This window comes from Nonomuraea glycinis, assembly GCF_014646515.1.
Classification (GTDB): domain Bacteria; phylum Actinomycetota; class Actinomycetes; order Streptosporangiales; family Streptosporangiaceae; genus Nonomuraea; species Nonomuraea glycinis.
Genome location: NZ_BMNK01000010.1, coordinates 260,383 through 285,495 on the forward strand (window position 1 = coordinate 260,383; position 25,113 = coordinate 285,495).

The 25,113-nt window shown below is 70.8% G+C and carries 21 protein-coding genes; 13 read left to right on the plus strand and 8 right to left on the minus strand.

Features of this window, described 5'->3' with window-relative positions; genetic code table 11:
• Positions 1-38: 38 nt before the first annotated feature.
• Positions 39-4,889 (minus strand): Lhr family helicase, encoded by a 4,851-nt coding sequence (locus IEY87_RS27445; RefSeq protein WP_225278207.1) that lies wholly within the window; start codon positions 4,887-4,889, stop codon positions 39-41.
• Between the two features lie 88 nt (positions 4,890-4,977).
• Here IEY87_RS27445 and IEY87_RS27450 point away from each other — a divergent pair, with 88 nt between their 5' ends.
• Together IEY87_RS27450 and IEY87_RS27455 are read left to right on the plus strand one after the other, a co-directional pair.
• Positions 4,978-5,466 carry a VOC family protein gene (locus IEY87_RS27450; RefSeq protein ID WP_189141663.1) on the plus strand — a complete coding sequence of 163 codons (489 nt, stop codon included), beginning with the start codon at positions 4,978-4,980 and terminating at the stop codon, positions 5,464-5,466.
• A 248-nt stretch (positions 5,467-5,714) separates the two neighbouring features.
• Positions 5,715-5,909, plus strand: a complete 195-nt coding sequence (locus tag IEY87_RS27455; protein ID WP_189141664.1) for a DUF3046 domain-containing protein — start codon at positions 5,715-5,717, stop codon at positions 5,907-5,909.
• Here the strand turns inward: IEY87_RS27455 and IEY87_RS27460 are convergent.
• Positions 5,892-6,167 (minus strand): hypothetical protein, encoded by a 276-nt coding sequence (locus IEY87_RS27460; RefSeq protein WP_189141665.1) that lies wholly within the window; start codon positions 6,165-6,167, stop codon positions 5,892-5,894. The genes IEY87_RS27455 and IEY87_RS27460 overlap by 18 nt on opposite strands.
• A 232-nt stretch (positions 6,168-6,399) precedes the next feature.
• Here IEY87_RS27460 and recA point away from each other — a divergent pair, with 232 nt between their 5' ends.
• The 3 genes from recA to rny all read left to right on the plus strand — a co-directional run bounded on the left by recA (position 6,400) and on the right by rny (position 11,085).
• Entirely contained in the window at positions 6,400-7,494 is a 1,095-nt protein-coding gene (recA, locus tag IEY87_RS27465; protein WP_189141666.1) for a recombinase RecA, read from the plus strand.
• 782 nt (positions 7,495-8,276) lie between these two features.
• Positions 8,277-8,741 (plus strand): regulatory protein RecX, encoded by a 465-nt coding sequence (locus tag IEY87_RS27470; protein ID WP_373294381.1) that lies wholly within the window; start codon positions 8,277-8,279, stop codon positions 8,739-8,741.
• A 727-nt stretch (positions 8,742-9,468) separates the two neighbouring features.
• Complete coding sequence (gene rny / locus IEY87_RS27475) at positions 9,469-11,085, plus strand: ribonuclease Y (RefSeq protein WP_189141668.1); 1,617 nt, start codon at positions 9,469-9,471, stop codon at positions 11,083-11,085.
• A 55-nt stretch (positions 11,086-11,140) separates the two neighbouring features.
• Here the strand turns inward: rny and IEY87_RS27480 are convergent, their stop codons facing one another.
• Genes IEY87_RS27480 through IEY87_RS27500 form a run of 5 tightly spaced genes read right to left on the minus strand, consistent with a single transcriptional unit; the run spans position 11,141 to position 16,243 of the window.
• Positions 11,141-12,973, minus strand: coding sequence for a S9 family peptidase (locus IEY87_RS27480; RefSeq protein ID WP_189141669.1), 1,833 nt, complete (start codon positions 12,971-12,973; stop codon positions 11,141-11,143).
• A 56-nt stretch (positions 12,974-13,029) separates the two neighbouring features.
• A complete protein-coding gene (locus IEY87_RS27485) occupies positions 13,030-13,920 on the minus strand; it encodes an amino acid ABC transporter permease (RefSeq protein ID WP_189141670.1) in 891 nt (296 codons plus the stop codon).
• Positions 13,917-14,585: an amino acid ABC transporter permease gene (locus IEY87_RS27490; protein WP_189141671.1), complete on the minus strand. Its 669-nt coding sequence runs from the start codon at positions 14,583-14,585 to the stop codon at positions 13,917-13,919. Before IEY87_RS27490 ends, IEY87_RS27485 begins: the two co-directional genes overlap by 4 nt.
• Before the next feature lie 58 nt (positions 14,586-14,643).
• Positions 14,644-15,504 carry a glutamate ABC transporter substrate-binding protein gene (locus IEY87_RS27495; protein ID WP_189141672.1) on the minus strand — a complete coding sequence of 287 codons (861 nt, stop codon included), beginning with the start codon at positions 15,502-15,504 and terminating at the stop codon, positions 14,644-14,646.
• 19 nt (positions 15,505-15,523) lie between these two features.
• Positions 15,524-16,243: an amino acid ABC transporter ATP-binding protein gene (locus IEY87_RS27500; protein ID WP_372462295.1), complete on the minus strand. Its 720-nt coding sequence runs from the start codon at positions 16,241-16,243 to the stop codon at positions 15,524-15,526.
• A 173-nt stretch (positions 16,244-16,416) separates the two neighbouring features.
• Between IEY87_RS27500 and miaB the strand changes: the two genes are divergently transcribed.
• The 5 genes from miaB (at position 16,417) to IEY87_RS27525 (ending at position 21,817) form a co-directional block, all read left to right on the plus strand.
• Entirely contained in the window at positions 16,417-17,904 is a 1,488-nt protein-coding gene (gene miaB / locus IEY87_RS27505; RefSeq protein WP_189141674.1) for a tRNA (N6-isopentenyl adenosine(37)-C2)-methylthiotransferase MiaB, read from the plus strand.
• A gap of 815 nt (positions 17,905-18,719) precedes the next feature.
• On the plus strand, positions 18,720-19,295 hold the full coding sequence (locus tag IEY87_RS27510) for a flagellar basal body-associated FliL family protein (RefSeq protein WP_189141675.1): 576 nt from the start codon (positions 18,720-18,722) through the stop codon (positions 19,293-19,295).
• A gap of 369 nt (positions 19,296-19,664) precedes the next feature.
• Positions 19,665-20,408, plus strand: a complete 744-nt coding sequence (locus IEY87_RS27515; protein WP_189141676.1) for an isocitrate lyase/PEP mutase family protein — start codon at positions 19,665-19,667, stop codon at positions 20,406-20,408.
• A 74-nt stretch (positions 20,409-20,482) separates the two neighbouring features.
• The gene (locus IEY87_RS27520; RefSeq protein ID WP_189141677.1) at positions 20,483-21,178 is read left to right on the plus strand and encodes a class III extradiol ring-cleavage dioxygenase family protein; all 696 of its coding nucleotides are present in this window, start codon (positions 20,483-20,485) and stop codon (positions 21,176-21,178) included.
• A gap of 93 nt (positions 21,179-21,271) precedes the next feature.
• Positions 21,272-21,817, plus strand: coding sequence for an NUDIX domain-containing protein (locus tag IEY87_RS27525; protein WP_189141678.1), 546 nt, complete (start codon positions 21,272-21,274; stop codon positions 21,815-21,817).
• Here the strand turns inward: IEY87_RS27525 and IEY87_RS27530 are convergent.
• The gene (locus IEY87_RS27530; protein WP_189141742.1) at positions 21,786-22,688 is read right to left on the minus strand and encodes a ribonuclease Z; all 903 of its coding nucleotides are present in this window, start codon (positions 22,686-22,688) and stop codon (positions 21,786-21,788) included. The two genes, IEY87_RS27525 and IEY87_RS27530, sit on opposite strands and share 32 nt — an antisense overlap.
• A 108-nt stretch (positions 22,689-22,796) precedes the next feature.
• On the opposite strand from IEY87_RS27530, the gene IEY87_RS27535 reads away from it, so the two are divergent.
• Genes IEY87_RS27535 through dapF form a run of 3 tightly spaced genes read left to right on the plus strand, consistent with a single transcriptional unit; the run spans position 22,797 to position 25,071 of the window.
• Positions 22,797-23,306: a methylated-DNA--[protein]-cysteine S-methyltransferase gene (locus tag IEY87_RS27535; RefSeq protein ID WP_189141679.1), complete on the plus strand. Its 510-nt coding sequence runs from the start codon at positions 22,797-22,799 to the stop codon at positions 23,304-23,306.
• A 40-nt stretch (positions 23,307-23,346) separates the two neighbouring features.
• Positions 23,347-24,249: a tRNA (adenosine(37)-N6)-dimethylallyltransferase MiaA gene (miaA, locus tag IEY87_RS27540; RefSeq protein WP_225278206.1), complete on the plus strand. Its 903-nt coding sequence runs from the start codon at positions 23,347-23,349 to the stop codon at positions 24,247-24,249.
• A gap of 9 nt (positions 24,250-24,258) precedes the next feature.
• Complete coding sequence (gene dapF, locus IEY87_RS27545; protein WP_189141680.1) at positions 24,259-25,071, plus strand: diaminopimelate epimerase; 813 nt, start codon at positions 24,259-24,261, stop codon at positions 25,069-25,071.
• The last annotated feature ends 42 nt before the right edge of the window (positions 25,072-25,113 follow it).

Genomic DNA, 25,113 nt, shown 5'->3' on the forward strand with positions numbered 1-25,113 from the left:
CTCGCTAGCCCCGGCACGTTCAAGAGGCTTGGCGGTCGTCAGGCGCGCAGTCGCAGGCCGCGGGGTGTCGGATGGAAGCCGGCCGCCTCCAGCGCCGCCGCCAGCGGCGAGTCCACGATCGAGCCCCCGTCGGCCCGCTCGACCGTCAGCTTGCCCAGGGCCCCATCGCGAACCGCCAGCGCCAGCGCGTCCACGGCGGGCTGCAACCGGTCGCCGTCGGCGAACGACAGCAGCGTCTTGCCACCGCGCTCCACATAGAGCACCAGGTAGCCGTCGACCAGCACGACCAGCGACCCCGCCTTCCGGCCGGGCTTGTGCCCGACCTCGCCCGGGTGCTGCGGCCACGGCAGCGCGGCCCCGTACGGGTTGGCGGGGTCGGCGGCGGCCAGCACCACCGCCCTGAGCACGGTGTCCCGCCGACCGGCCGGCGCGAACGCCGCATCCGTGGGCGTCCCTGCGAAGGCGCCCGAGCCGAAGGAAGGTGTCGTACCGAATGAGTCTGTGTCGGAGGGTGCTGGGTCGGATGGGTCTGTGTCGGAAGGTGTCGGACTGAACGGGGCTGTAGCGGAGGGCGGTGCCCCGAAGGGGGTGCTCTCCAGGCGCATTCCTCCCGTCGGTGCGACGCTGGGGGCCATCGCGCGCATCCGGTCGACCGCCCCGGGCAGGGCGAACTGGGCCCCGCCGAGACCCTCGACGAAGTAGCCGCGGCGGCATCGCCCACTCTCCTCGTAGGCCCGCAGCACCTGGTAGACAGGCGTGAACCCGCCCGGCAGCCGCTCGGCCGTCACCGCCCCCCGCGTCACCACCCCGTGCCGCTCCAGCAGCACCTCGGCCTGAGCGTTGGCGCGCTGGGTGACGTCCCCAGCGGGCTCGGGCAGCAGCCACCATCGTCCGCCCACCGTCGGTGGCCCGCTCCTGCTCGGCAGCACCGCCCGCCGCCGCTTCGTCGCCGGCCGGTGCGCCGGCCGCCCGGAGCCGAGGGTGGCGCGCAGCGGCGCCAGCGTGTCGCCGGACACCCTCCCGGCCCACACAAGATCCCACAGCGCGGTGGCCAGCGCCTGGTCGTCCAGCAGGCCGAGCCTGTCGGACAACCCGCGGAAGAACAGCGCCCCACCGCCGCCGAGCGCCTCCAGCACCTGGTCGTGCACCGGCGTCATGGTGATCTCGGCCGGCTCCGCGAGCAGCAGGGGCGCGGTGTCGGCGAAGTAGAGCGACACCCACCCGTCGCTGCCGGGCAACGACCCCTGCCCCGCCCACATCACCTCACCGGAGGAGGTCAGCTCATCGAGCAGGGCCGGATGGTAGCCGGGCACTCGCGACGGCAGCACCAGCGTCTCCAACGCGGAGGCGGGCACCGCCGCCCCCTGGAGCAGCTCGACGGCCCGCACCAGCCCGTCCATCGCCCGCGCGGCGTACGCACCCCCACCGACAGCCGCCCCTCGCGCGCCCCCGCCCCCCAGGCTCCCGCCCCCCGGACCTCCGCTCGCCAGGCTCCCGCCCCCCGGGCCCCCGCTCCCCGGACCTCCACTCGCCATGCCTCCGCTCGCCATGCCTCCGCCTCCCGGGCCTACGGCGGACCCGGTGATGCCATGCCAGGCGGGCAGGAACAGCGCCAGCGTCTCCGCCGCCACAGGCTCGACTTCCTTGCGCAGCCTGGCCAGCGACCTGCGGCGCAGCATCCGCAGCACGCCCGCGTCGCACCACTCCTCGCCCCGCGCCCCAGGCCGGAACTCGCCGTTGACCACCCGCCCCGTGGCCGCCAGCCTGCGCAGCGTGTCACCGACCACCGCCACGCCCAGACCGAACCTGGCCGCCGCCGTGCTCGCCTGGAACGGCCCCCGTGTCCGGGCATGCCGTGCCACCAGGTCCGCCAGCGGGTCGGCGACCGGCTCAAGGAAGACATGCGGGATCCCGACCGGCAGCGGCACCCCCAGCGCGTCCCGCATCCGGGCCGAGTCCTCGATCGCGGCCCACTGCGTCTCGCCCGCGAGCCGTACCCTGATCACCCGGCGCGCCCGCTCCAACTCCTCGAGCCAGGCCGGATCCCCGCCTCGCACGCTCACGTCGGGCGCCAGCAGCGGCCCGTGCGAGCGCAGCAGGTCGGACAGGTCCTCCAGATCCCGCAGCGGCCGGTCGAGCCTGGCCAGCTCGCGCTCGGTGTCGGCGATCACGTCGGGGTCGAGCAGTTCGCGCAGATCGGCCTGGCCCAGCAGCTCGGCGAGCAGCGTCGTGTCCAGGGCGAGCGCCTGCGCCCGCCGCTCGGCCAGCGGCGCGTCGCCTTCGTACATGAACGCGCCGACGTAGTGGAACAGCAGGGACGCCGCGAACGGCGACGCCTGCGAGGTCTCCACCTCCACCAGCCGCACCCGCCGCGCGGCCAGGTCGCGCATCAGTCGCACCAGTCCCGGCACGTCGAAGACGTCCTGCAAGCACTCCCGCATCGTCTCCAGCACGATCGGGAACGACCCGTACTGGGAGGCCACCCCGAGCAGGTGCGCCGCCCGCTGACGCTGCTGCCACAGCGGGCTCCGCCGGCCCGGCGTGCGGCGCGGCAGCAGCAGCGCCCGCCCCGCGCACTCCCTGAACCGGGAGGCGAACAGCGCGGAACCGCCCAGCTCCTCGGTGACGATCGCCTCGATCTCGTCGGCGTCGAATGCCGCCACATCGGTGGGCGGCTCGGCCAGCGTGTCCGGGATGCGCAGCACGATGCCGTCGTCGGAGTGGACGGCCTGCACGTCCAGGCCGTAGCGCTCGCGCAGCCGCCGGTTGATCGCCAGTGCCCAGGGCGCGTGCACCCGCGCGCCGTAGGGGGAGTGAATGACGACCCGCCAGTCGCCCAGTTCGTCATGGAAACGCTCCACCAGCAGGGTCCGGTCGTCCGGCACGTAGCCGGTCGCCTCGCGCTGCTCGCGCAGGTAGGACACCAGGTTGTCGGCGGCGTAGGTGTCCAGCCCGGCCTCGCGCAGCCGCTCGGTGGACTCCTGCTTGGCCTGCTCGCGCAGGAAGGCGCCGATGGCCGCGCCCAGCTCGGCGGGCCGACCGGCCGTGTCACCGTGCCAGAACGGCAGTTTGCCCGGCTGACCCGGCGCGGGGGAGACCAGCACCCGGTCGGCCGTGATGTCCTCGATCCGCCACGACGTCGCGCCCAGCACGAACACGTCGCCGACGCGGGACTCGTACACCATCTCCTCGTCGAGCTCGCCGACCCGGGAGGCCTTCTCACCGACCAGGAACACCCCGAACAGCCCGCGGTCGGGGATCGTGCCACCGTTGGTCACCGCCAGCCGCTGGGCGCCCGGCCGCCCCTGCAGGGTGCCCGTCACCCGGTCCCACACCACGCGCGGCCGCAGCTCGGCGAACTCCTCGCTCGGATAGCGGCCGGCCAGCATGTCGAGCGTCGCCTCCAGCGCGCTCCTGGGCAGCGTGGCGTAGGGGGCGGCGCGCTTGACCACGGCCTCCAGCTCGTCGACCGTCCACTCCTCCAGCGCGGTCATCGCCACGATCTGCTGGGCCAGCACGTCGAGCGGGTTACGCGGATAGCGCAGCTCCTCGATCAGGCCGCTCTTCATCCGCTCGGCCACCACGGCCGTCTGCACCAGGTCGCCCCGGTATTTAGGAAAGATCACGCCCTTGGACACCGCGCCCACCTGGTGGCCCGCCCGGCCGATGCGCTGCAGCCCGCTCGCCACGCTCGGCGGCGCCTCCACACAGGCGACCAGATCCACCGCGCCCATGTCGATGCCCAGCTCCAAGCTGGACGTGGCGACCACGGCCGGCAGCCGGCCCGACTTGAGCGCCTCCTCGATCTGCGCCCGCTCCTGCTTGGACACCGAGCCGTGATGGGCGCGCACGATCTCCGTCAGCACGCCCTTGCTCGCCCCCGCCTGCGCCATCACCTGCGCGGGCATGCCGGACGCGCCGTCGCCCGGCGTCTCCCAGAGCGACAGGTCCACCGCCTCGGTGCCCTGCCGGCGGTCGTAGGCCAGCTCGTTGAGTCTCGTGCAGAGCCGCTCGGCCAGCCGTCGCGAATTGGCGAACACGATCGTCGAGCTGTGCGCCTCGATCAGGTCGAACAGCCGCTCCTCCACATGCGGCCAGATCGACCGGCTGGTCGGCTCGGGCGCGAAGTCGTCGGCGCCTGCCTCCCTCGGCCTGGCCTCCATCTCGGTCATGTCCTCGACCGGGACGACCACCTCGACCTCGATGCGTTTGTCCGACGGCGGCTGCACCACCGCCGCTGGGCGGGCGCCGCCGAGGAAGGTGGCCACCTCGCTGACCGGCCGCACGGTCGCCGACAGCCCGATGCGCTGCGCGGGCCGCTCCAGCAGGGCGTCCAGCCGCTCCAGGGTGAGAGCCAGATGGGCGCCGCGCTTGGTCGCCGCCACCGCGTGCACCTCGTCCACGATCACCGTCCGCACCCCGCGCAGCGCGTCCCGCGCCTTGCTGGTGAGCAGCAGGAACAGCGACTCCGGGGTCGTGATGAGGATGTCGGCGGGCCGGGCGGCGAACCGCCGGCGATCCTGGGCGGGCGTGTCACCGGACCGGATCGCCACCGAGATCTCCGGCACGGGCAGTCCCAGCCGCCGCGCCGTCTGCTTGAGCCCGGCCAGCGGCGCGCGCAGGTTGCGCTCCACGTCCACGGCCAGCGCCTTCAGCGGCGAGACGTAGACCACCTTGGTGCCCGGCTCCTCGGCGGGCTCGGCGGCCAGCCTGTCCAGCGACCACAGGAACGCCGCCAACGTCTTGCCCGAACCCGTCGGAGCCACCACCAGGGTGCTGTCACCGCGCGCGATGGACTCCCACGCGCCCTCCTGCGCGGCGGTCGGCGCGGCGAAGGCTCCGGCGAACCATTGCCTGGTCACCTGGCTGAAGTGGTCGAGCGAGCTCACCCGCACATACTGCCTCGCCGCACCGACAGAAAACGCATTGGCACGAGCCCGGGAGATTGAGCGGCGGCATGGCGGACATAGACCGACCGTGACCACCGACCACGCAGCCATCGAGGCTCGCCGCGAGGAGATCAGAGACAGGTACGTGTTAGCGCACCGTCCGCCGAGCAGCGCGCGCGGCCTGCACCACATGGCCCTTGTCTCGTCCGACGTGGAGCGTACCGTCAAGTTCTACCAGGAGCTGCTGGAGTTCCCGCTGACGGAGATCTTCGAAAACCGCGACTACAAGGGCTCCAGCCACTTCTTCTTCGACGTCGGCAACGGCAACCTGCTGGCCTTCTTTGACTTCCCCGGCCTCGACCTCGGTCCTTACCAGGAAGTGCTCGGCGGGCTGCACCACATCGCGATCTCCGTCGACCCCGCCACGTGGGAGCGGCTGCGCGGCAAGCTGGAGATGGCCGGCGTGCCGCACCAGGTCGAGAGCGGCGCCTCCATCTACTTCAAGGACCCCGACGGCGCCCGGCTGGAGCTGCTCGCCGACCATCTCGGGGAGATGTACGGCGCTCGCGTGCTGTGATCTACCGCCACGACGCCTTGCGCTTGCGCGGCGTACCGGCGCGTGGTTCCTGACCGACACCAGCGCGCCTCTCGGAACGCTCGGCCTTCTCCTGCTGGATCGCCGTTCGCCGCGCTAATCGCAGCCGGCGGCGGCGGGCCTTGTTCGTCTTGGCCAGGGTCGATCTGGGGGGTGAGGACTTGGAAGACTTGGGGGTCTTTGCCATGGGGTGGTCCTACCCATCCTCTGACACCTTCCATACTTGTGGCATGCGCCTGACCGAATTCTGGAGACGTATGCGCGAGCACTTCGGTGACCCGTACGCCGAGTCCTGGGCGCGCGACTACGTGCTCGCCCCGCTCGGCGGCCGCACCGTCACCCAAGCGCTCGCCGACGGCGAGAGCGCCAAGTCCGTCTGGCGCGCGGTCTGCCAGGTGGAGGAGGTCTCACCCCGGCTCCGCTGACTCCAGCACCGCCTGCAGCGCCTGGGCCGCCCGGTCCGGGTCGTCGGCGCGGCACTGACCGCCGGGCGACCACAGGAACAACCAGCCGCGATGCGCGGGGGTCGCGAAGACGAGCGTCTGCCGGCCGCTCTGCGGCTGCCACACCCACAGCACCGCGTGGTCGTCACCGACCATGCGGCTCACCAGCCCGTAGGCGGGCAGCAGCTCGGCGAGCGCCTGCAGATGGCCGCGCCGTTCCCCGATGTACGCGCTCGTCACGTCGCCACCTCCCGCCTTTCCTGTGAGTCTCCCCAGCTCACGGCGCATGACAACACAAACGGCACAACAGGGATGAATGTACGGGTCTCGGCCGACCGTGGTACGCGTGTTCAGGATGTGCTCGAACAGTCGTTCGGCTAAGATGGGCCCGTGGCTTCGCCAGAAAATGTCGGTGGCAGGCCGTAGCTTTCACTCGACTGTTCGGACCACGACTCTCCAGGGGGAGTTTCCCATGGCAATCAACGACCGCGAGAAGGCCCTCGAAACGGCTCTAGCTCAAATCGAGCGGCAGTTCGGCAAGGGGTCTGTGATGCGCCTGGGCGATGACGCCCGAGCCCCCATCGAGGTGATCCCGACCGGCTCGATCTCGCTGGACGTGGCGCTCGGCATCGGCGGCCTGCCGCGCGGCAGGATCGTGGAGGTCTACGGCCCCGAGTCCTCGGGTAAGACCACGGTCGCCCTGCACGCGGTGGCCAATGCCCAGCGCGCGGGCGGCATCGCGGCCTTCATCGACGCAGAGCACGCCCTCGACCCCGAATACGCGAAGAAGCTCGGCGTCGACACCGACGCGCTGCTCGTCTCCCAGCCCGACACGGGTGAGCAGGCGCTGGAGATCGCCGACATGCTGATCAGGTCCGGCGCCGTCGACATCATCGTCATCGACTCGGTGGCCGCGCTGGTGCCCAAGGCCGAGATCGAGGGCGAGATGGGCGACAGCCACGTCGGCCTCCAGGCCCGCCTGATGTCCCAGGCCCTGCGCAAGGTCGCCGGCGCCCTCAGCAACACCGGCACCACCGCCATCTTCATCAACCAGCTCCGCGAGAAGATCGGCGTCATGTTCGGGTCTCCCGAGACCACGACGGGTGGCAAGGCGCTCAAGTTCTACGCCTCGGTCCGCCTGGACATCCGCCGCATCGAGACCCTCAAGGACGGCACCGAGGCGGTCGGCAACCGCACCAGGGTCAAGGTCGTCAAGAACAAGATGGCCCCGCCCTTCCGCGTCGCGGACTTCGACATCCTCTACGGCGTCGGCATCTCCCGCGAGGGCGGCCTCATCGACATGGGCGTCGAGCACGGCTTCGTCCGCAAGTCCGGAGCTTGGTACACCTACGAGGGCGACCAGCTCGGCCAGGGCAAGGAAAACGCCCGTAACTTCCTGAAGAGCCACCCCGACATGGCCAACGAGATCGAAAAGAAGATCAAGGACAAGCTGGGCGTCGGCCCCCGCCTCGACGTCCCGGCCGAGGCCCCGGCCGCCGCCGCTCCCGCCGCCCCGGCCCCTTCCGGCCGAGGCGCGAAGTCCACCCCGAAGCCCGGTGACGTCTGAGCGGTCGCCACATGAGTGACACGGACCCGGACCAGGCGCCCCACTCCCGAGACTGGGGCGCCTGGCCAGACGTCCCCCCTTCCCCCCGCCGCCCTCGCCGTAAGGGACAACGCCCGGCTAAGGCGGAAGGAAGGGACACCCCTGACCCAGGCTCGGGGCCAGGCGAGGCAGCCGGGGCAGGCACCCCGTGGCCAGGCGTCCCCGGGCCAGGCGTCCCCGGGCCAGAGCCGGGGGTTTTTCCGGGGGCGGGCGCCGTTGGGACGGGCGCCGTTGGGACGGGTGCCTTTGGGACGGGTGCCTTTGGGACGCAGTCAAGAGGTCCTTCCTCTCGATCATCTGACGCATCGCAACCCACGGGCGGCAACGGCTGGCCCTCACTCAGCGAACTGCGCGCCCTCCGCCGCGCGTCATCGGACGGCTCCCCGCCGTCCGATACACCGTCCGACACCGAGTCGTCTCCCCGGTCGATCGACCCCGAGACGGGCTCACCAGCCAGTAAGCCACCGGCCAGCGAGGGTGGTGTCGCGGCGGGTGGCCGGCGCGATGGTGAGGTCGGGGGTGGTGACGGCTCATTCGATGGCGGGTGGCCGAAGGACCGGGAGACCGGTAAAGGGCGTCGGTCAGCCGGTAGTAAGGGGCGCGGTCGTCAGAGTGGGGGCAGAGGCGGTAAAGGGAGGCGGTCTGCGGGTGGGGCGGGAAGTGGGTGGCTGCCTGATGGGCCTGACGCTGACACGCCTGCGAGGGCCGCGCCACCGGCAAATCCTGAGTCGGTCGCGCGTGGCATCGTTCTCCGCCTGCTTACGATGGCGCCCAAAACCCGTGCCCAGCTGTCCGAAGCCCTACGCAAGCGGGACGTGCCGGACGAGGCGGCGGAGAAGGTGCTCGATCGGTTCTCCGAGCTGGGGCTCATCAACGATGAGGCGTTCGCCGAAGCCTGGGTCGACTCCCGGCATCACGGGCGTGGGCTGGCCAAGCGTGCCCTCGCCGCCGAGCTCCGCCACCGGGGCGTCGACTCCGAGACGGTCAACGAAGCCGTCGAGCGCCTCGACCCTGACCAGGAGCTCGAAACGGCCCGGCGGCTCGTAGAGCGCAAACTCCGCTCCACCCGGTCCCTGGACTCCAAGGCCCGCACCCGTCGCCTGGCGGGCATGCTCGCCAGAAAGGGGTACGCCCCCGGCCTGGCGTTCCGCGTGGTCCGGGAGGCTCTGGAGCAGGAGGGCATCGAGGTCGAGGAGGACTATCCCTGACCTCCACAACCCCCGCCCCCCGGTGCCCTACACCCGCACGCCAGCACGAGGCCGTCGAGTGACCTGCACCCGCACGTCGCCTGAGGGCGTCGAGTGACCTGCATCTGCACGTCGCCTGAGGGCGTCGAGTGACCTACACCCGCATGCCAGCACGAGGCCGTCGAGTGACCTGCACCCGCACGTGGGCCTGAGGGCGTCGAGTGGCGTGCGTGGCGCGGCTCTCCGGGGATGCGTCGTGTCCAGGGGTGTCCGCGTTTCTTGCGGCTGTTTGGGCTGCTGTGGTGGGCGGCGGCGGATCTGGGCCTGTGCCCGAATGCCGAGGGGCAGAGTGCGTCGATTGAGTTGGATGTCGAGGATGGGCGACTGGTGGCGTATGGGCTGACTGGGGAGTATGTGATCATCGATCTTACGAAGATCCAGTAGATGGGCAGGCGCGATCACTCGTATGACACGCTTGATGACGCGTTTGCTTGCTCGTGACCTGTTCGACGCATAACCTCGACGGCAGTGAGGAGTTACTCCGCGCAGTGCGGATTGCCATACCGGTGAACGACGGACGAGCGAGAGACGGGCGAGGTGTCGGCTGTGACAGTCGGCGCCCGGTCAGTCCTGGCTTGATATCGGTCCGAGGACTGACGCCGATCGGGCTTTCCGCGCCGCGCCCGTGACCCTCCATGGCGAGGGCCGCGTTTGTGGGTGTTGACGACGCGAGGAGGGCGGGGCGTACATGGGGCCGCTTGTCGTAGTGCTGTCGGTGGCGGTGCTCGTCCTGACCTGCGGAATGATGGCGGCTCTCTACATCGTCGTCCGGCGCACCTCGGGCAGTGTCCCCAAGGCCGCCAAGCCCACCGCGGAGCAGGTCGAGGCCGTTCACGAGGAGCTTGAGCAGGCCCGCGAGGAGGCTGGGAAGATCCGCGACAAGGCCGAGTCCGACGCGGAGGAGATGCTGCGCCGGTCGGAGTCGGCGGCGGAGTCGGCGGCGCGGATGCGCAGCGAGGTCGAGGAAGAGAGCCGGCTGCTCAAGTCCGAGCTCAAGGAGCTGCGTGCCGACCTGGAGCGCAGGGAGGGCCGGCTGGCCGAGCGGGAGCAGCGGCTGGACGAGGAGGCCAGGCGGCAGACCGAGCGGGACCGGAAGCTGGCCGAGACCGAGGTGGAGCTGGCCGATCGGCGCGCTGAGCTGATGCGGGTCGAGGATGACCGGCGGGTCATCCTGGAGCGGGTCTCCGGGTTCACCTCGGAGCAGGCCAAGGCCGAGCTGGTCAAGGAGATCGAGAACCAGGCCAAGCGTGAGGCCGCGCTGCTCATCCGGGAGATCGAGGGGGACGCCCGCAAGGAGGGCGAGAAGCGCGCCACCAAGATCGTGACGCTGGCGGTGCAGCGAGTGGCGGCGGAGCAGACGGCGGAGTCGGTGGTCAGCGTCCTGCATCTGCCGGGTGACGAGATGAAGGGCCGGATCATCGGCCGCGAGGGGCGCAACATCCGGGCGTTCGAGTCCACGACGGGCGTCAACCTGATCATTGACGACACGCCCGAGGCGGTGCTGCTGTCCTGCTTCGACCCGGTGCGCAGGGAGACCGCCCGGCTCACCTTGGAGAAGCTCGTGCTCGACGGGCGCATTCATCCGCAGCGGATCGAGGAGGCGCACGAGCGCAGCCGCGCTGAGGTGCAGGACCTGTGCGCCCGCGCCGGTGAGGACGCCCTGGTCGAGCTGGGCATCACCGACATGCATCCGGAGCTGACGCTGCTGCTCGGCCAGCTCAGATACCGCACCAGCTACGGGCAGAACGTCCTCAAGCACCTCATCGAGTCCGCGCACATCGCCGGGATCATGGCCGCGGAGCTCAAGCTGGACCAGCCGCTGATGAAGCGCTGCGCCCTCCTGCACGACATCGGCAAGGCGCTCACGCACGAGGTCGAGGGAAGTCACGCGCTGATCGGGGCGGAGATCGCGCGCCGCTACGGCGAGCAGGAGGACGTGGTGCACGCCATCGAGGCGCACCACAACGAGGTGGAGGTACGCACGGTCGAGGCGGTGCTGACGCAGGCGGCCGACGCCATCAGCGGCAGCCGCCCCGGCGCCCGGCGCGAGTCGCTGGAGGCGTACGTCAAGCGGCTGGAGCGGCTGGAGGAGATCGCGCAGTCCTACGACGGGGTGGAGAAGGTCTTCGCGATGCAGGCCGGGCGCGAGATCCGGGTGATGGTCAAGCCGGACGCGATCGACGACATCCAGGCCCAGGTGATCGCCCGTGACGTGGCCAAGCAGGTGGAGGAGGAGCTCACCTATCCGGGGCAGATCCGGATCACGGTGGTGCGGGAGTCACGGGCGACGGAGTTCGCCCGCTGACGCCTCAGACGGGTCCATACCGGCTCGCGGTCGAACGCATGCACCCGCTGCCGCCTCAGATGAAGAGCTGCTGGTAGAAGGCGTATTCGGCGGCGAGCGCGGCGGAGCGGGTCTCGGCGCGGCGAAAGCCGTGTGACTCGCCCTCGAAGGCGAGGTAGGTGCAGGGGATGCCGCGCTCGGACAGGGCGTCGGCGAAGGCGGCCGACTGCTCGGGCGGCACGACGGGGTCGTCGAGCCCCTGCAGGAGCAGCATCGGGCAGGACACGCCGCCGACCAGGGCGAGCGGCTCCCGCTGCGCGTAGAGGTGCGGGTCGTCCGGGCCGACGAGCCACTCCGCGTAGCGGGATTCGAAGTCGTGCGTATGGGCGTTCAGCGGGGCCAGGGCGCTGACGCCGTAGTAGGAGACGCCGCCGGCGAACACGTCGGACCGGCAGCAGGCGGCCATCACGGTCCAGCCGCCGGCGCTGCCGCCGCGGATGGCGATGCGGTCCGGGTCGGCCAGCCCTTCGGCGGCGAGCCAGCGGGCGGCCGCGACGGTGTCGGCGACGTCGACCAGTCCCCACTGCCCTTTCAGCCGCTCCCGGTAGGCCCGGCCGTAGCCGGTGGAGCCGCCGTAGTTGACGTCGAGCACGCCGATGCCGCGCGAGGTGAGGAACGCCTTCTCCAGGTCGAGTGCGGTGCCGGCCTGCCCGGTCGGACCACCGTGCACGAAGACCACGTAGGGGGCCGGTCCTTCGACGACCTCGGCCGGGTTCGTCGGCGGGTAGAGGAAGGCGTGCACGGGGCCGTCCTCGCCGGGCAGCTCGACCGCCCGGGGCGACGGGAGGTAGGCGGGGTCGGGTGGCGTCGCGCCGCCGCCGAGCGCCGCGGCCCGCCCGGTCCCCGTGTCGAGCCGGACGACGGACCTGTCGGTGGCGGCGCCGTACGCCACGCCGAGCAGGGAGGTGCCGTCGGCGGCCAGCGCCGGCTCCCAGCCGTCGTAGCCGGTGTCGAGGTCGGTGAGGACCCGCGTGCGCGGGTCCAGCAGGCCCAGCCGCAGGTCGCCGCGCCCGTGCAGGACCGCGAGCCGGCCGTCGCCGAGGATCGTGTACGGCAGCCCGCCGAGATACCACAGCGGCCAGGCGAACTCCTCCTCCATCGGGCACAACGGCTCCGGCGGGCCGCCCTGGAGGCCGAGCTCGTAGAGGTTCCACCAGCCGGACAGGTCGGAGATCAGGTAGAGGGTCTCGTGGTCCTTCCACCGGGGTGCCAGGACCGACTCCGACGGGCCGCCCTGGATCGGCCAGGACAGGCCGTCGGACAGGCGGGTGAGGCGGAGCTCGGTGCCGTTCCACGGCATGCGCGGGTGGTCCCAGCAGATGTAGGCGAGATGCCGGCCGTCGGGGGAGATGGTGGGGAAGGCGTAGAAGTCGTGGCCGGTGACGTGTTCGCGGGCGGGGCCGCCGCTCAGCGGGATGGAGACGATGGCCCGCGAGATCTTGCCGTCGCCGGTGTGCCGCTCGCGTACGCACCAGACGTGCCCGTCGTGGACGAGGAGGTCGGCGTAGCGGGCGTTCTCGCCCTCGGGGGTGAGCGGAGTGATGGTGCCGTCGAGCAGGTAGAGGCGCTGGTCGGCGAGGTTGGCGAAGATGACCTGGCCGTCAGCGGTCACGGTGTAGGGGCGGCCGCCGTACTCGTGCACGCGGGTGCGGGCGCACCAGGGGGCGGGCAGCAGCTCGCGGCGGGTGCCGTCGGCGGCGCGATGGACGATGGTGGTGCGGCCGCCCTCCTCGGGACGGTCCTCCGTCCACCACGCCTGCCCGTCGAGCGCGCTGGGCCAGCCCGCGCGCACTCCCGCGCGGGCGACCTGGGTCGTTGAGATGGGCGAGAGCCACGAAGCGGCGGGCATAACCGAATCCTGCCGGAAATCCCCGCCGCTCGTGTGCCGGTTGATCCACACCGCTTTTAGTCGGTGTTGTCCAGCCCGCCGCCGGCCCGCAGGCCGATGGCCTCCGCGCCGGGAGGCGCGACCGGCTTGGCCGAGGTCTTGCGGCTGCGCCTACTGCGCCGTTCGAGCAGGTTGGCCACGTAGCTCAGCGCCATGTTCAGCGCCACGTAGATGATGCCGATGACGATCGCCGCCGGGATCAGCGAGCCGAAGTGGACCGCCGGCAGGATCTTGAAGCCGGTGTTGAGCAGGTCCACGTAGGCGATGATGTAGCCGAGCGCGGTGTCCTTCAGCAGCACCACGAGCTGGCTGACGATCGCCGGCATCATCACGGTGATGGCCTGCGGCAACAGCACCATGCGCATCACCTGGCCCTTGCGCATACCGATGGCGTAGGCCGCTTCGGACTGCCCCCTCGGCACCGCCTGCACGCCCGCCCTGACGACCTCAGCCAGCACCGAGCCGTTGTAGAGGGTCAGGCCGAGCACCACGGCGATGAAGGCGTAGTCGCCGCCGCCGAACATGTTCGGCGCCAGGTAGAAGATGAAGAAGATCAGCAGCAGCAGCGGGATGGCCCTGAAGACCTCCACCACCAGGCCCGCCGGAACGCGGATCCAGGCGTGGTCGGACAGCCGGGCCAGGCCGAAGATCGCGCCAAACGCCACCGCGAGCACCGCGGCCAGCGCGGCGGCCTGCAGTGTGCCGATCAGGCCCGGGATGATGTAGAACTCCCAGGTGTCAGCCTCCAGGAACGGCTGCCAGATCTTGCCTTCCCACTGCCCCTTGGCGTCGAAGCCGCGGTAGACCCAGAACAGGGCGGCCGCCACCGCCACCGCACTGATCAGCGTGAGCAGGTGGTTGCGCACCCGCCCGCGCGGTCCGGGTGTGTCGAACAGAACGGAGGTCATCGGGCCACCGCCAGGCGTCGGGCCAACCAGCCGGTGAAGTAGCCGATGGGCATGGTCAGGGCCATGAAGGCCAGGATGAGCCCGATGAAGATCGGGATCGACGCGCCGGTGGTGTCGAAGGTGATCTTCATGACGGCCGCGGCGTCGGCGAGGTACCCGCCGGCGGTCGCCACCGTGGTGTTCTTGATCATGGCGATCATCACGCTGCCGAGCGGCGCGATGACGGCTCGGAACGCCTGCGGCAGGATGATCAGGGTCAGGGACTGGATGAACGTCAGCCCGATGGCCCTGGCCGCCTCCGCCTGCCCGAGGGGAACGGTGTTGATGCCCGAGCGCAACCCCTCGCACACGAAGGACGCCGTGTAGAGCGACAGGCCCATCGCGACGATCCAGAAGGAGTTGGTCCTGGGCGTCTCGGAGAAGACCAGGCCGAGCTGGTCACTGAGGCCGAGTGCGGAGAAGGCCAGCACCAGCGTCAGTGGGGTGTTGCGCACCACGTTGACGTAGAAGGTGCCCGCCGCACGCAGCACCGGAGTGGGGGAGACCCTCATCGCGACCAGGATGGTGCCGAGAATGAGGGAGGCGACCGCGGCCACGAGGGAGAGTTTGACGTTCTCCAGAAAGCCTTCCGCGAGGTCGGGCGCGTACTTGATCAGTTCGTCCATCGTGCTCCACCGCATAGGACGGCGGCGGCCGGATCCCGGCCGCCGCCTCTGATGTTGACTAGCTGCAGCCCTCCGCGGGCGGCGCTGCCTCGGACACCTTCAGTCCTTCGATGCCGCCGAACCACTTGTCCAGCAGGGTCTTCATGGTGCCGTTGTCCCACAGCTTCTTCACCGCGGTGTTGACGGCCTCACACGTCTTGGTGTCGCCCTTCTTCAGGCCGATGCCGTACTTCTCGTCCGTGAAGCCCTGGCCCAGCACCTTGAAGTTGCCGCCGGCCTGCTTGGCGAAGCCCGCCAGGATCAGGTCGTCGGTGGTGACCGCGTCGAGGTTGCTGCCGCCCAGCTTCTGGATGCACTCGGAGTAGTTGGCGGCGTCGACGGTGGTGGCGTCGAGGTCGAGCTCGCCGTCCGGGGGCGGGTCGGTGATCCGCTTGTAGGAGTTGGAGCCGGAGGCCTTGCAGATCTTCTTGCCCGTGAGGTCCTTCGGGGCGGCGATCGAGGTGTCGTCCTTGCGGACCATCACGTCCTGGTGCGCGATCACGTAAGGGCCGCCGAAGGTGACCTTCTGCTTGCGCTCCTCGGTGATGGAGTAGGTGGCGAAGACGATGTCCACCGTGCCGTTCTCCAGGAACGGCTCACGGTTGGACGAGGCCGACTCCTTCCACTCCACCGGCACGTCCTTGCCGCCGTTGATCTCCTTCAGCACGGCCGTGGCCACGTCGACGTCGAAGCCCTCCGGGTTCGCGCCCTTCTTGAGGCCCAAACTCGGCTGGTCCCACTTGGTGCCGACGACGACGGTGCCGCCACCAGTGATCTTGTCAGCGACGGTGGCGTAGGTCTCGCCGCCGCCACCACAGGCGCTCAACCCGGCGGCGAGGGCCGCCACGGAGAACACCGCTCCCACTCGACGCATGTGCATGTATACCTGCCTCTTTATGTCAGTGCGTGAGAATCTTCGAAAGGAAGTCACGCGCCCGCTCGGTCTGCGCGTTGGTGAAGAACTCGTCGGGCGTGTTCTCTTCGACGATCTGCCCGTCGGCCATGAACACCACCCGGTTGGCGGCTCTACGGGCGAAGCCCATCTCATGCGTGACGACCATCATGGTCATCCCATCACGAGCCAGCCCGATCATGACATCGAGCACCTCCTGCACCATCTCAGGGTCCAGTGCCGAGGTCGGCTCGTCGAAAAGGATCATCTTCGGGTCCATGGCCAGCGCCCGGGCGATCGCCACCCGCTGCTGCTGACCGCCGGAGAGCTGGGCGGGATACTTGTCCGCCTGCGCCGCGATGCCGACCCGCTCGAGCAACTCCATCGCCCGAGTGTCCGCCGCGGCCCTGGCCTGACGTCGCACCTTGGTGGGACCGAGCGTGACGTTCTCCCGGATCGTCTTGTGCGCGAACAGGTTGAACGACTGGAACACCATGCCGACCTCGGACCGAAGCCTGGCCAGCCCCTTGCCCTCCTCGGGCAGCACCTGCCCGTCGAAGACGATTTTTCCGCCGTCGATCGTCTCCAGCCGGTTGATCGTCCGGCAGAGCGTGGACTTTCCGCCGCCGGAAGGACCGATGACGACCAGGACCTCGCCACGTGAGACGGTCAAGTTGATGTCCTTCAGGACGTGCAATGCCCCGAAGTGCTTGTTGACGTTCTCCATCTGCACGAGTGGAGTTACGTCACCGTTCTCCGTCATGGACCCAAACGGTAGAGGTAGGAAGGACGCTGGTCACTAACTGAGTGGTACCGATCCGATCACATCGTGCCGTCAAGCTGGACTTTTAGCGTCCCACGGCAGCCACGAGCCGTAAACCGACTACCCTTGAACGTGCCATGACTTTGACCCAGGAGAGCGCCCGCACATACGAAGTGCGCACATACGGGTGCCAGATGAACGTCCACGACTCCGAGCGGCTGTCGGGCCTGCTGGAGGACGCCGGTTACCTGCCCGCGGCCGACGGCGCGGACGCCGACGTGGTCGTGTTCAACACCTGCGCCGTCCGGGAGAACGCAGACAACCGCCTCTACGGCAACCTCGGCCACCTGCGGCCCGCCAAGATGAGCAATCCGCGCATGCAGATCGCCGTGGGCGGCTGCCTGGCCCAGAAGGACCAGGGCGAGATCGTCCGCAAGGCGCCGTGGGTGGACGTGGTCTTCGGCACCCACAACATCGGCTCGCTGCCCGTGCTGCTGGAGCGCGCCCGCATCGAGGGCGAGGCGCAGGTCGAGCTGAAGGAGTCGCTCGAGGTCTTCCCCTCGACGCTGCCCACCAAGCGCGAGTCGGCCTACGCCGCCTGGGTGGCGATCTCCGTCGGCTGCAACAACACCTGCACCTTCTGCATCGTGCCGTCGCTGCGCGGCAAGGAGAAGGACCGGCGTCCCGGCGAGGTCCTGGCCGAGGTCGAGACCCTCGTCGGCCAGGGCGTCCTCGAAGTCACCCTGCTCGGCCAGAACGTCAACACCTACGGCGTCGAGTTCGGCGACCGGCTGGCGTTCGGCAAGCTGCTGCGCGCCTGCGGCTCGGTCGAGGGCCTGGAGCGGGTCCGCTTCACCTCCCCGCACCCCGCCGCCTTCACCGACGACGTCATCGCCGCCATGGCCGAGACGCCCAACGTCATGCACCAGTTGCACATGCCGCTGCAGTCGGGCTCGGACCGGGTGCTCAAGGCGATGCGGCGCTCCTACCGCGCCGAGCGCTACCTCGGCATCATCGAGCGCGTCCGCGCGGCGATGCCCGACGCGGCCATCTCCACCGACATCATCGTCGGCTTCCCCGGCGAGACCGAGGAGGACTTCCAGGAGACCCTGGAGGTCGTACGGCGCAGCCGCTTCGCCAACGCCTTCACCTTCCAATACTCCATCCGCCAGGGCACCCCGGCCGCGACCATGGCGGACCAGGTGCCCAAGAAGGTCGTCCAGGAGCGTTACGAGCGCCTGGTCGCCCTCCAGGAGGAGATCTCCTGGGAGGAGAACAAGAAGCAGGTCGGCCGGACCCTGGAGGTGCTGGTCGCGGAGGGTGAGGGTCGCAAGGACGACGCCACCCGCCGTCTGTCGGGCCGCGCCGCCGACAACCGGCTGGTGCACTTCGCCGTGGGCGACGAGATCCCGCGGCCCGGCGACATGGTGACGGTCGCGGTGACGTACGCGGCCCCGCACCACCTGGTGGCGGACGGGCCGGTGCGGGTGCGCCGCACCCGGGCCGGGGACGCGTGGGAGTCCCGGCAGGGCGCGCCCGCCGCGGCGCCCGGCGTCCTGCTGGGCATGCCCACCATCGGCCGCCCCGCGCCGCTACCGGCCGTGGACGGCTGCTCGGCACACTGACCGCGCATCTCGTACGGATCGTGTACGGCTATCGGCTGAGCCCCTCGAGGAGCCGGTAGCAGTAGTCCTGCCGCAGGTCCTGGAACGTGGCGCACGGGTTCGGCCCTACCCGGACGGTGGCGCGGGGTTCTGGGGCGCGGGGCTCGGTGGCGCGGGGTTCGGTGGCGCGGTTCTCAGGGGCGGGGGGTTCGGGGGCCGGGGTGACCGCCGGGGAGGTTCGCGCGGCCGGAGTGGCCGCCCGCGCCGTTGGAGACCTGCTGGGCCGCGGGGAGGCGGCCTTACGGGTGGGGGCCGGGAGTACGCGGACCCAGCCGGGGGTGGTGGTCCTGCTGGGGGCAGGTCTGCTCAGGGCGGGTGTGCTTTCAGGGGCCTTCGGGACGTTCGGGTCGGGAGTGCTCGGGACGTTCGGGCCGGGAGTGCTCGGGGTGATCAGGTCAAGGAAGCCGTCGGCGGGGCTCGTTGGCGTGGGCGTGGGGGATGGGCTCGAAACCGGCGCTGGCCAAGGAGAATGCGACGGCGTTCTTGATCCATCGAAAAGCGCGTTTTCCTGATCGAATTCGGGAGCGCTTTTCCGTAGCGGGTTTCGAGGGCCGGTGAACGCCAGGAGAATTCCGAGACCCGCGATGGCGAGCACCGTCGCGACGCCCGCCGCAGGTGCGAGCCGGTTGCGGCTACCTGGGCGAATAGCTCGAAGGGGGGACAAGTCGTGATTCCTTCGTGATTGGTGCGCAAGCAATACGCTGTTGCGGCTAGTGTGGTCCATCGCCCGCGGAAGCCGGAGAGCTTTCCCGATACGACCGCAGGAGCTGAAGGCCATGCAAGATCCGACCGAGCCGGATCGTCAGGACATCCTCGACGGACCGGGCGACCATCAAAGGTCCGGCAGAAGCCAGAAAAAGATCATCGCCATCGCGGCGTCCGTCCTCGTGGCCCTGCTGGCCGTGGGGGGCGTCGGTTACGTGATGACCAGCGGCGGCGACACCCCCGTCCAGATGAGCCAGCAAGCGCCTCCCGGCGACCAGGCGCCTCCCGCCGAGGAGCAGGCCCCGGACGAGAAGGCCCCGAAGGACGACGACACGCCGTCCGAGGACCTCGCCGACGACGGGGTCGGCGACACCACCGGCAACACCGGCGACACGGCCGACACCGGCACCGCTGACACGGCCGATACCGGCACCGCTGACACAGCCGACACCGGCGACAGGGCGTCGACCGGCACGGGCCCGGCCGGCACCGGCGCGCGTGACAAGAACGAGGCGGACTCCGCCGAAAAGCCGGCCAAGAAGCCCACGACGAAGCCGTCGAAGCCGGCACCGGAGGACACCGCCGACACCCCGGCGGACGGTCCGGCCGGCTCCGTCACCGGCCAGTGCGCCAAGAGCGGCTGCTGACCCACCCCCCGGCAGCACGGAACGCGGTCCCTCCGGGCCGCGCCACCCGCAGGCGGAACGCGAGCCCTCTGGCCCGTGAGCCGCGCACCCTCAGGCGCAACGTGGTCCCTCCGGGCCGCGGGCCGCGCCACCCTCAGGCCGTGTGAGTCACGCTTCAGGCACCCTCAAGCCACGGTGACTCACAGCGGCCGGCAAGTCCCCTCAGGCCGCGCGATCCACCGGGTCCGCCACCCTCCGGCACCCGGTACCGCGTGATCAACGCGACCGTCGCTCTCCGGCTCCGCGGACCGCGTGACCTGAAGTGGTCTGGTGTTATTCGCCGCTACTGGACCTGTGGTGTCAGGCCACCCTGTTCCTAAAATCAGCGGTATGACGACTGACCCAGCCGCCGTGCTGCGTGCGCTGCACGTGCCCGGCAAGCCCTTGATCCTGCCCAACGCCTGGGACGCCGCCTCTGCGGTGGCCGTACAGGAGGCGGGGTTTCCGGCGGTCGCCACCGGGAGCGCGGCCGTCGCGCAGGTGCTCGGCTACGAGGACCACGAGGCCACCCCGGCGGCCGAGATGCTGGCCGCCGTCGCGCGCGTCGTCAGGGTCGTCGACGTGCCGGTGACCGCCGACATGGAACGCGGCTACGGCCTCGAACCCGCCGAGCTGGTCGAGCGGCTGCTCGCCACGGGAGTGGTGGGATGCAACCTGGAGGACTCCGACCCCCGCTCGGGCGAGCTCATCGAGGCCGGGCGTCAGGCCGACTTCCTGGCCGAGGTACGGGCCGCGGCCGGGCAGGCGCTGGTGATCAACGCCAGGGTCGACGCCTACATCAGAGGCGAGCCCGGCGAGGCCGTACACCGGGCGCGGCGCTACCTGGAGGCCGGAGCCGACTGCGTGTACCCGATCGGGCTCGCGGCCGAGGCGGGCATCGAGGCCCTGGTCGCCGAGGTGGGAGGACCGGTCAACATCCTCTTCCGCCCCGGCGCGCCGACCCTGGAACGCCTGGCCGAGCTCGGGGTCGCCCGAGTGAGCTACGGACACGGCCTGCACGAGGCGGCGCACGCGTACGCGGTCAGGATGATCCAGGCCGTCGCCGAGGGACGCGACCCCTACCAGATCCGCTGACCGATCTCAGCGGTGTTAGATCAGCCGGTGACGGGACGGTCGCTGCTGGAAGGGGCGCCACTACGCTGTCGGCTGTGCTTGTCGCCGCGGCCGTCTGCCCGCACACCCCGTTGCTCGTCCCCGCACTGGCCGGCGCCGCCCAGGGCGAGCTGTACGAGCTTCGCTCCGCCTGTCACGCCGCGGTCGCCGCGCTCCGCGACACCCGCCCCGACCTGCTGGTCGTCGTGGGCGGCGCGGACCGCACCCGAGGGTACGGCGCTCAGGCGGCGGGCTCGCTGCACCCGTGGGGCGTGGACGTCAGGGTCGGCCGGGGCGAGCCGGTGCTGCCCCTGTCGCTGACGGTCGGGCGCTGGCTGCTGGAGAGCGGCTCGTACGACACCGACCCGGTGGCCTTCCAGGCGGTGGACTCGGCCGCCGGCCCCGAGGACTGCCTGGCGCTCGGCGCGAAGCTGGCCGGTGACGGCAGGGTGGCACTGCTGGTGATGGCCGACGGGTCGGCCTGCCTGACCCCGCGCGCCCCGGGACACCACGACCCGGCGGCTCAGCCGTACCACGATCTGCTCGTGCGCGCGCTCGCCGGCGCGGACGGCGAGGCGCTCGCGGACCTCGACCCGGCGGTGGCCGACCGGCTCTGGGTCGGCGGGCGGGCGGCGCTCCAGGTGCTGGCGGGCGCGGCGAGCGGCACACGGTTCACCGGCCGCGTGCTCGCCGAGGCGGCACCCTACGGGGTGGGCTACTTCGCCGGCCTCTGGGAGCGGCGGCCGTTGTAGCGTGCGGCCGAAGCTTTCAGGCGTCCAACCTGGGAGCGGCGGCCGTTGTAGCGTGGGGGCGGAGAGCAGGTGTCCACGCTGGGAGCACGTCGTATGCGCTGGCAGGTCCACTCTGAGCAAGCCCTCTATACCGACCGCTGGCTGGATGTCCGGGTGGCCGATGTGGAGTTGCCCGACGGTACGCGGCTGGACCATCGCCTGATCCGGACCGCGCCGGGAGCCGGGGCGGTGGTCACCGATGACCGCGGCCGGGTGCTGCTGCTCTGGCGGCACCGCTTCATCACCGACTCGTGGGGCTGGGAGATCCCCATTGGCAAGATCGAAGAGGGGGAGGAGCCGGTGGCCGCCGCGGCTCGGGAGACCGAGGAGGAGACCGGCTGGCGGCCGGGGCCGTTGCGTCCGCTGCTGTACACCCAGCCGACCAACGGCCTGTCGGACTCGGCGCACCACATCTTCCACGCCGACCGCGCCACCCACCTCGGCCCGCCTGCCGACACCTGGGAGGCCGAACGGGTCGAGTGGGTGCCGCTCGCGGACCTCCACCGGCTCATCGACCGGCGCGACCTCGTCTGCGGCACCAGCATGGCCGCCCTGCTCTATCTCGTGGTCAGCGGCGGCGGGGGACGGGCACGGTCATGAGGTCCCTGGCCAGGGTGACGTCGCCGTCGTAGGTGCGCCGGACCTCTTCCAGGAAGGCCGGTTCGTGGGCGAAGCCGTACCTTTCGGAGAAGTGGGTCAGGACGAGGTGGCGGGCACCGGCGTCGGCGGCGACGAGGCCCGCCTCGAACGCCGTCAGGTGGCCGTACTCCTTGGCCAGCGGGCCCTCCGAGGACAGGAACGTGGCCTCGATGATCAGCAGGTCGACGCCGGAGGCGAGCTCGAAGGCGGTGTCGCACAGGCGGGTGTCCATGATGAAGGCGGCGGACTGGCCGGGCCGGGGGACGCTGCACTGGGCGAGAGTGACGCCGCGTACGGAGCCGGTGCGCTGGAGCTCGCCGACCTCGGGGCCGCGGATGCCGTGGGCCGTGAGCCTCTCGGGGAGCATGCGGGTGCCGGCGGGCTCCTGGATGCGGTAGCCGTACGACTCGACGGGGTGGGACAGGCGGCGGGCGGTGAGCGAGTCGACGGCGGCGAGGGGGCCGGTGACGGGGTGTTCCTCGATGACGTCGGTGTCGGCGAAGGGGGCGGCGTGCCGGAGCCTGCGCCAGTAGGTCTCGCCTGAGGCGGGGTAGACGGCTCGGACCGGGTGTCGGACCCGGTCGCGGGCGATGCGCTGGACCAGGCCGGGGACGCCGAGGCAGTGGTCGCCGTGGAAGTGGGTCACGCAGATCCAGTGCACGTCGTTGGCGCTCACTCCGGCGTGCAGCATCTGCCGCTGGGTGCCTTCGCCGGGGTCGAACAGGTAGCCCTGGCCGTCCCAGCGGAGAAGGTAGCCGTTGTGGTTGCGGTGCCGGGTGGGCACGGCGCTGGCGGTGCCGAGCACGACGAGTTCACGGGACACGAGCCAGATGCTAGACGTTCGGGACGGATACCGCCGTTTCCTGACACGGATGCACGCCGGGGCGGTCGGGCTGCGCCGTACGATGGGATTTTCCACGAAAAACCAGGTGAGGATCTGATGACCACGGTCGCGTTCGCCGAGGTGCCGACCCCGGTCGGCCCGTTCGTGCTGGCCGTCACCGAGGACGGCCTGGTCGCCTCCGGCTGGGGCTCCCCGGCGACCCTGCGCGAGCGCCTCGGCTTCCCCGAGGCCGCCGATCCGGGCCGGACGGCGTCCGTGGTCGCGCAGCTGAACGCCTATTTCGCGGGTGAGTCCCGGAGTTTCGCGACGCCGATCGACTGGCGGCTCACCGCCGGCTCGCGCCGCAAGGTCCTGCAGGCCCTGTACGAGATTCCGTACGGCAAGGTCGTCACCTACGGGGAGCTGGCGGCCCGCAGCGGCACCGGCGTGCCGGCGCGGGGCATCGGCTCGATCATGGGCGGCAACCCGCTGCCCATCGTGGTGCCCTGCCATCGGGTGGTGGCGGGCAACGGGCTCGGCGGGTTCAGCGGCGGGGTGGGCGTGGAGACCAAGCGCTGGCTGCTGACCCACGAGGGTTACCTGCAGCCGACGCTGCTCGATCTCTGACCGGCTCGGGCACACGCGGACCGTTGACACACTGGTCCATGTGCGCCAGTCAGTGATCGCCGTCGTAGGACCCACCGCGGCAGGGAAGTCGGACCTCGCCGTGGACATCGCCCTCCGGTTGGGGGGCGAATGCGTCAACGCCGACTCCATGCAGCTCTACCGCGGCATGGACATCGGCACCGCCAAGCTCACGCCCGCCGAGCGGCGCGGCGTCCCGCACCACCTGCTGGACGTCTGGGACATGACGGTGACGGCCAGCGTGGCGGAGTACCAACGGCTGGCCAGGTCCGTCATCGACGCCGTCGACGTGCCGGTGCTGGTCGGCGGCAGCGGACTCTACGTACGGGCGGCGATCGACGACCTGGAGTTTCCCGGCACCGACCCGGAGATCAGGGCCAGGCTGGAGAAGGAGCTCGACGAGCGCGGGGCCGCGCCCCTGTACGCGAGGCTGCGCGAGCTGGACCCGCCGGCGGCGGCGGCCATTCTGCCGAGCAACGGGCGTCGCATCGTGCGGGCGCTGGAGGTCATCGAGCACTCCGGCCGGCCGTTCTCGGCGACGATGCCGTCCTATGAGGCGCTCTACCCGAGCGTGCAGATCGGGCTGGAGGTGCCGAGGCCCGAGCTCGACCGGCGGATCGAGGTCAGGGTCGAGCGCATGTGGGCGGCCGGGCTGGTGGCGGAGGTGCGCGCCCTGCTCGGGCAGGGCCTGGCGGAGGGCCGCACCGCGAGCCGCGCGCTGGGTTACGCCCAGGTGATTCGTTTTCTGAACGGGGAGTGGACCGAGGAGCGGGCTTTCGCCGAGACGGTCAGGCTGACCAGGCGGTTCGCCCGGCGCCAGGAGTCGTGGTTCCGGCGCGACCCGCGCGTGTGCTGGCTCCCGTACGACGCCCCGGATCTGCTTGAGCGGTCCCTGGCGCGGATAGCGGGGGGTGGGTCGGCATAAAATCGTGACATGCGCTTTCTCAAGGGGCACGGCACCGAGAACGACTTCGTCATCCTTCCTGATCCCGACGGCGAGCTGGACCTGCCGACGTCGCTGATCGCGAAGATCTGCGACAGGAGAGCCGGGCTCGGCGCGGACGGGCTGCTCCGCGTGGTGCGCACCAAGCAGGTGCCGGAGGTGGCGGACCAGGCGGGCGACGCCGAGTGGTTCATGGACTACCGCAACTCCGACGGCGGCATGGCCGAGATGTGCGGCAACGGCTCGCGGGTCTTCGCCCGCTATCTGGTCGAGGCGGGCCTGGTGGCCTCCGGCGAGTTCGCCGTGGCCACCCGGGGCGGCACCAGGAAGGTGAAGATCGAGGACACCGGCGAGATCACCGTCGACATGGGCCCCGCGGTGGTGCGGGGCGAGAGTGTCACGAGCGTCGGCGGCCAGGAATACCAGGGCCTGCACATCGACGTCGGCAACCCGCACCTGGCCTGCGCGATCGGCGACCCGGTCACCCAACTCGACCTCGCCCACCAGCCGAGCTTCGACCCGGGCGTCTTCCCCTCGGGCGTCAACATCGAGCTGTTCAACGCGGTCGGCACCAGCCGGGCGGTGATGCGCGTCTTCGAGCGGGGCTCGGGCGAGACCCGCTCCTGCGGCACCGGCGCGGTCGCCACGGCCGTCGCCGCGGCGGCACTGTCGGGCGACACCACGGGCACCTGGACGGTGGAGGTGCCCGGCGGCTCGCTCACCGTGATCCTCGACCACGACACCAGCTATCTGCGCGGCCCCGCGGTCATCATCGCGGCCGGCGATCTGATGCTTGCAGAATGATGTTCTCCTAGGGGATGCTGGGTCCGCTTCCTGAACCGAGAG

Coding starts and splice junctions, on each gene's coding strand:
- miaB (WP_189141674.1), top strand. CDS start 16,417: ATGACTTTGACCCAGGAGAGCGCCCGCACATACGAAGTGCGCACATAC.
- IEY87_RS27490 (WP_189141671.1), bottom strand. CDS start 14,585: ATGGACGAACTGATCAAGTACGCGCCCGACCTCGCGGAAGGCTTTCTG.
- IEY87_RS27525 (WP_189141678.1), top strand. CDS start 21,272: ATGCGCTGGCAGGTCCACTCTGAGCAAGCCCTCTATACCGACCGCTGG.
- IEY87_RS27495 (WP_189141672.1), bottom strand. CDS start 15,504: ATGCACATGCGTCGAGTGGGAGCGGTGTTCTCCGTGGCGGCCCTCGCC.
- IEY87_RS27485 (WP_189141670.1), bottom strand. CDS start 13,920: ATGACCTCCGTTCTGTTCGACACACCCGGACCGCGCGGGCGGGTGCGC.
- IEY87_RS27500 (WP_372462295.1), bottom strand. CDS start 16,243: ATGGAGAACGTCAACAAGCACTTCGGGGCATTGCACGTCCTGAAGGAC.
- IEY87_RS27515 (WP_189141676.1), top strand. CDS start 19,665: ATGACGACTGACCCAGCCGCCGTGCTGCGTGCGCTGCACGTGCCCGGC.
- recA (WP_189141666.1), top strand. CDS start 6,400: ATGGCAATCAACGACCGCGAGAAGGCCCTCGAAACGGCTCTAGCTCAA.
- IEY87_RS27455 (WP_189141664.1), top strand. CDS start 5,715: ATGCGCCTGACCGAATTCTGGAGACGTATGCGCGAGCACTTCGGTGAC.
- dapF (WP_189141680.1), top strand. CDS start 24,259: ATGCGCTTTCTCAAGGGGCACGGCACCGAGAACGACTTCGTCATCCTT.
- IEY87_RS27480 (WP_189141669.1), bottom strand. CDS start 12,973: ATGCCCGCCGCTTCGTGGCTCTCGCCCATCTCAACGACCCAGGTCGCC.
- IEY87_RS27510 (WP_189141675.1), top strand. CDS start 18,720: ATGCAAGATCCGACCGAGCCGGATCGTCAGGACATCCTCGACGGACCG.
- rny (WP_189141668.1), top strand. CDS start 9,469: ATGGGGCCGCTTGTCGTAGTGCTGTCGGTGGCGGTGCTCGTCCTGACC.
- IEY87_RS27535 (WP_189141679.1), top strand. CDS start 22,797: ATGACCACGGTCGCGTTCGCCGAGGTGCCGACCCCGGTCGGCCCGTTC.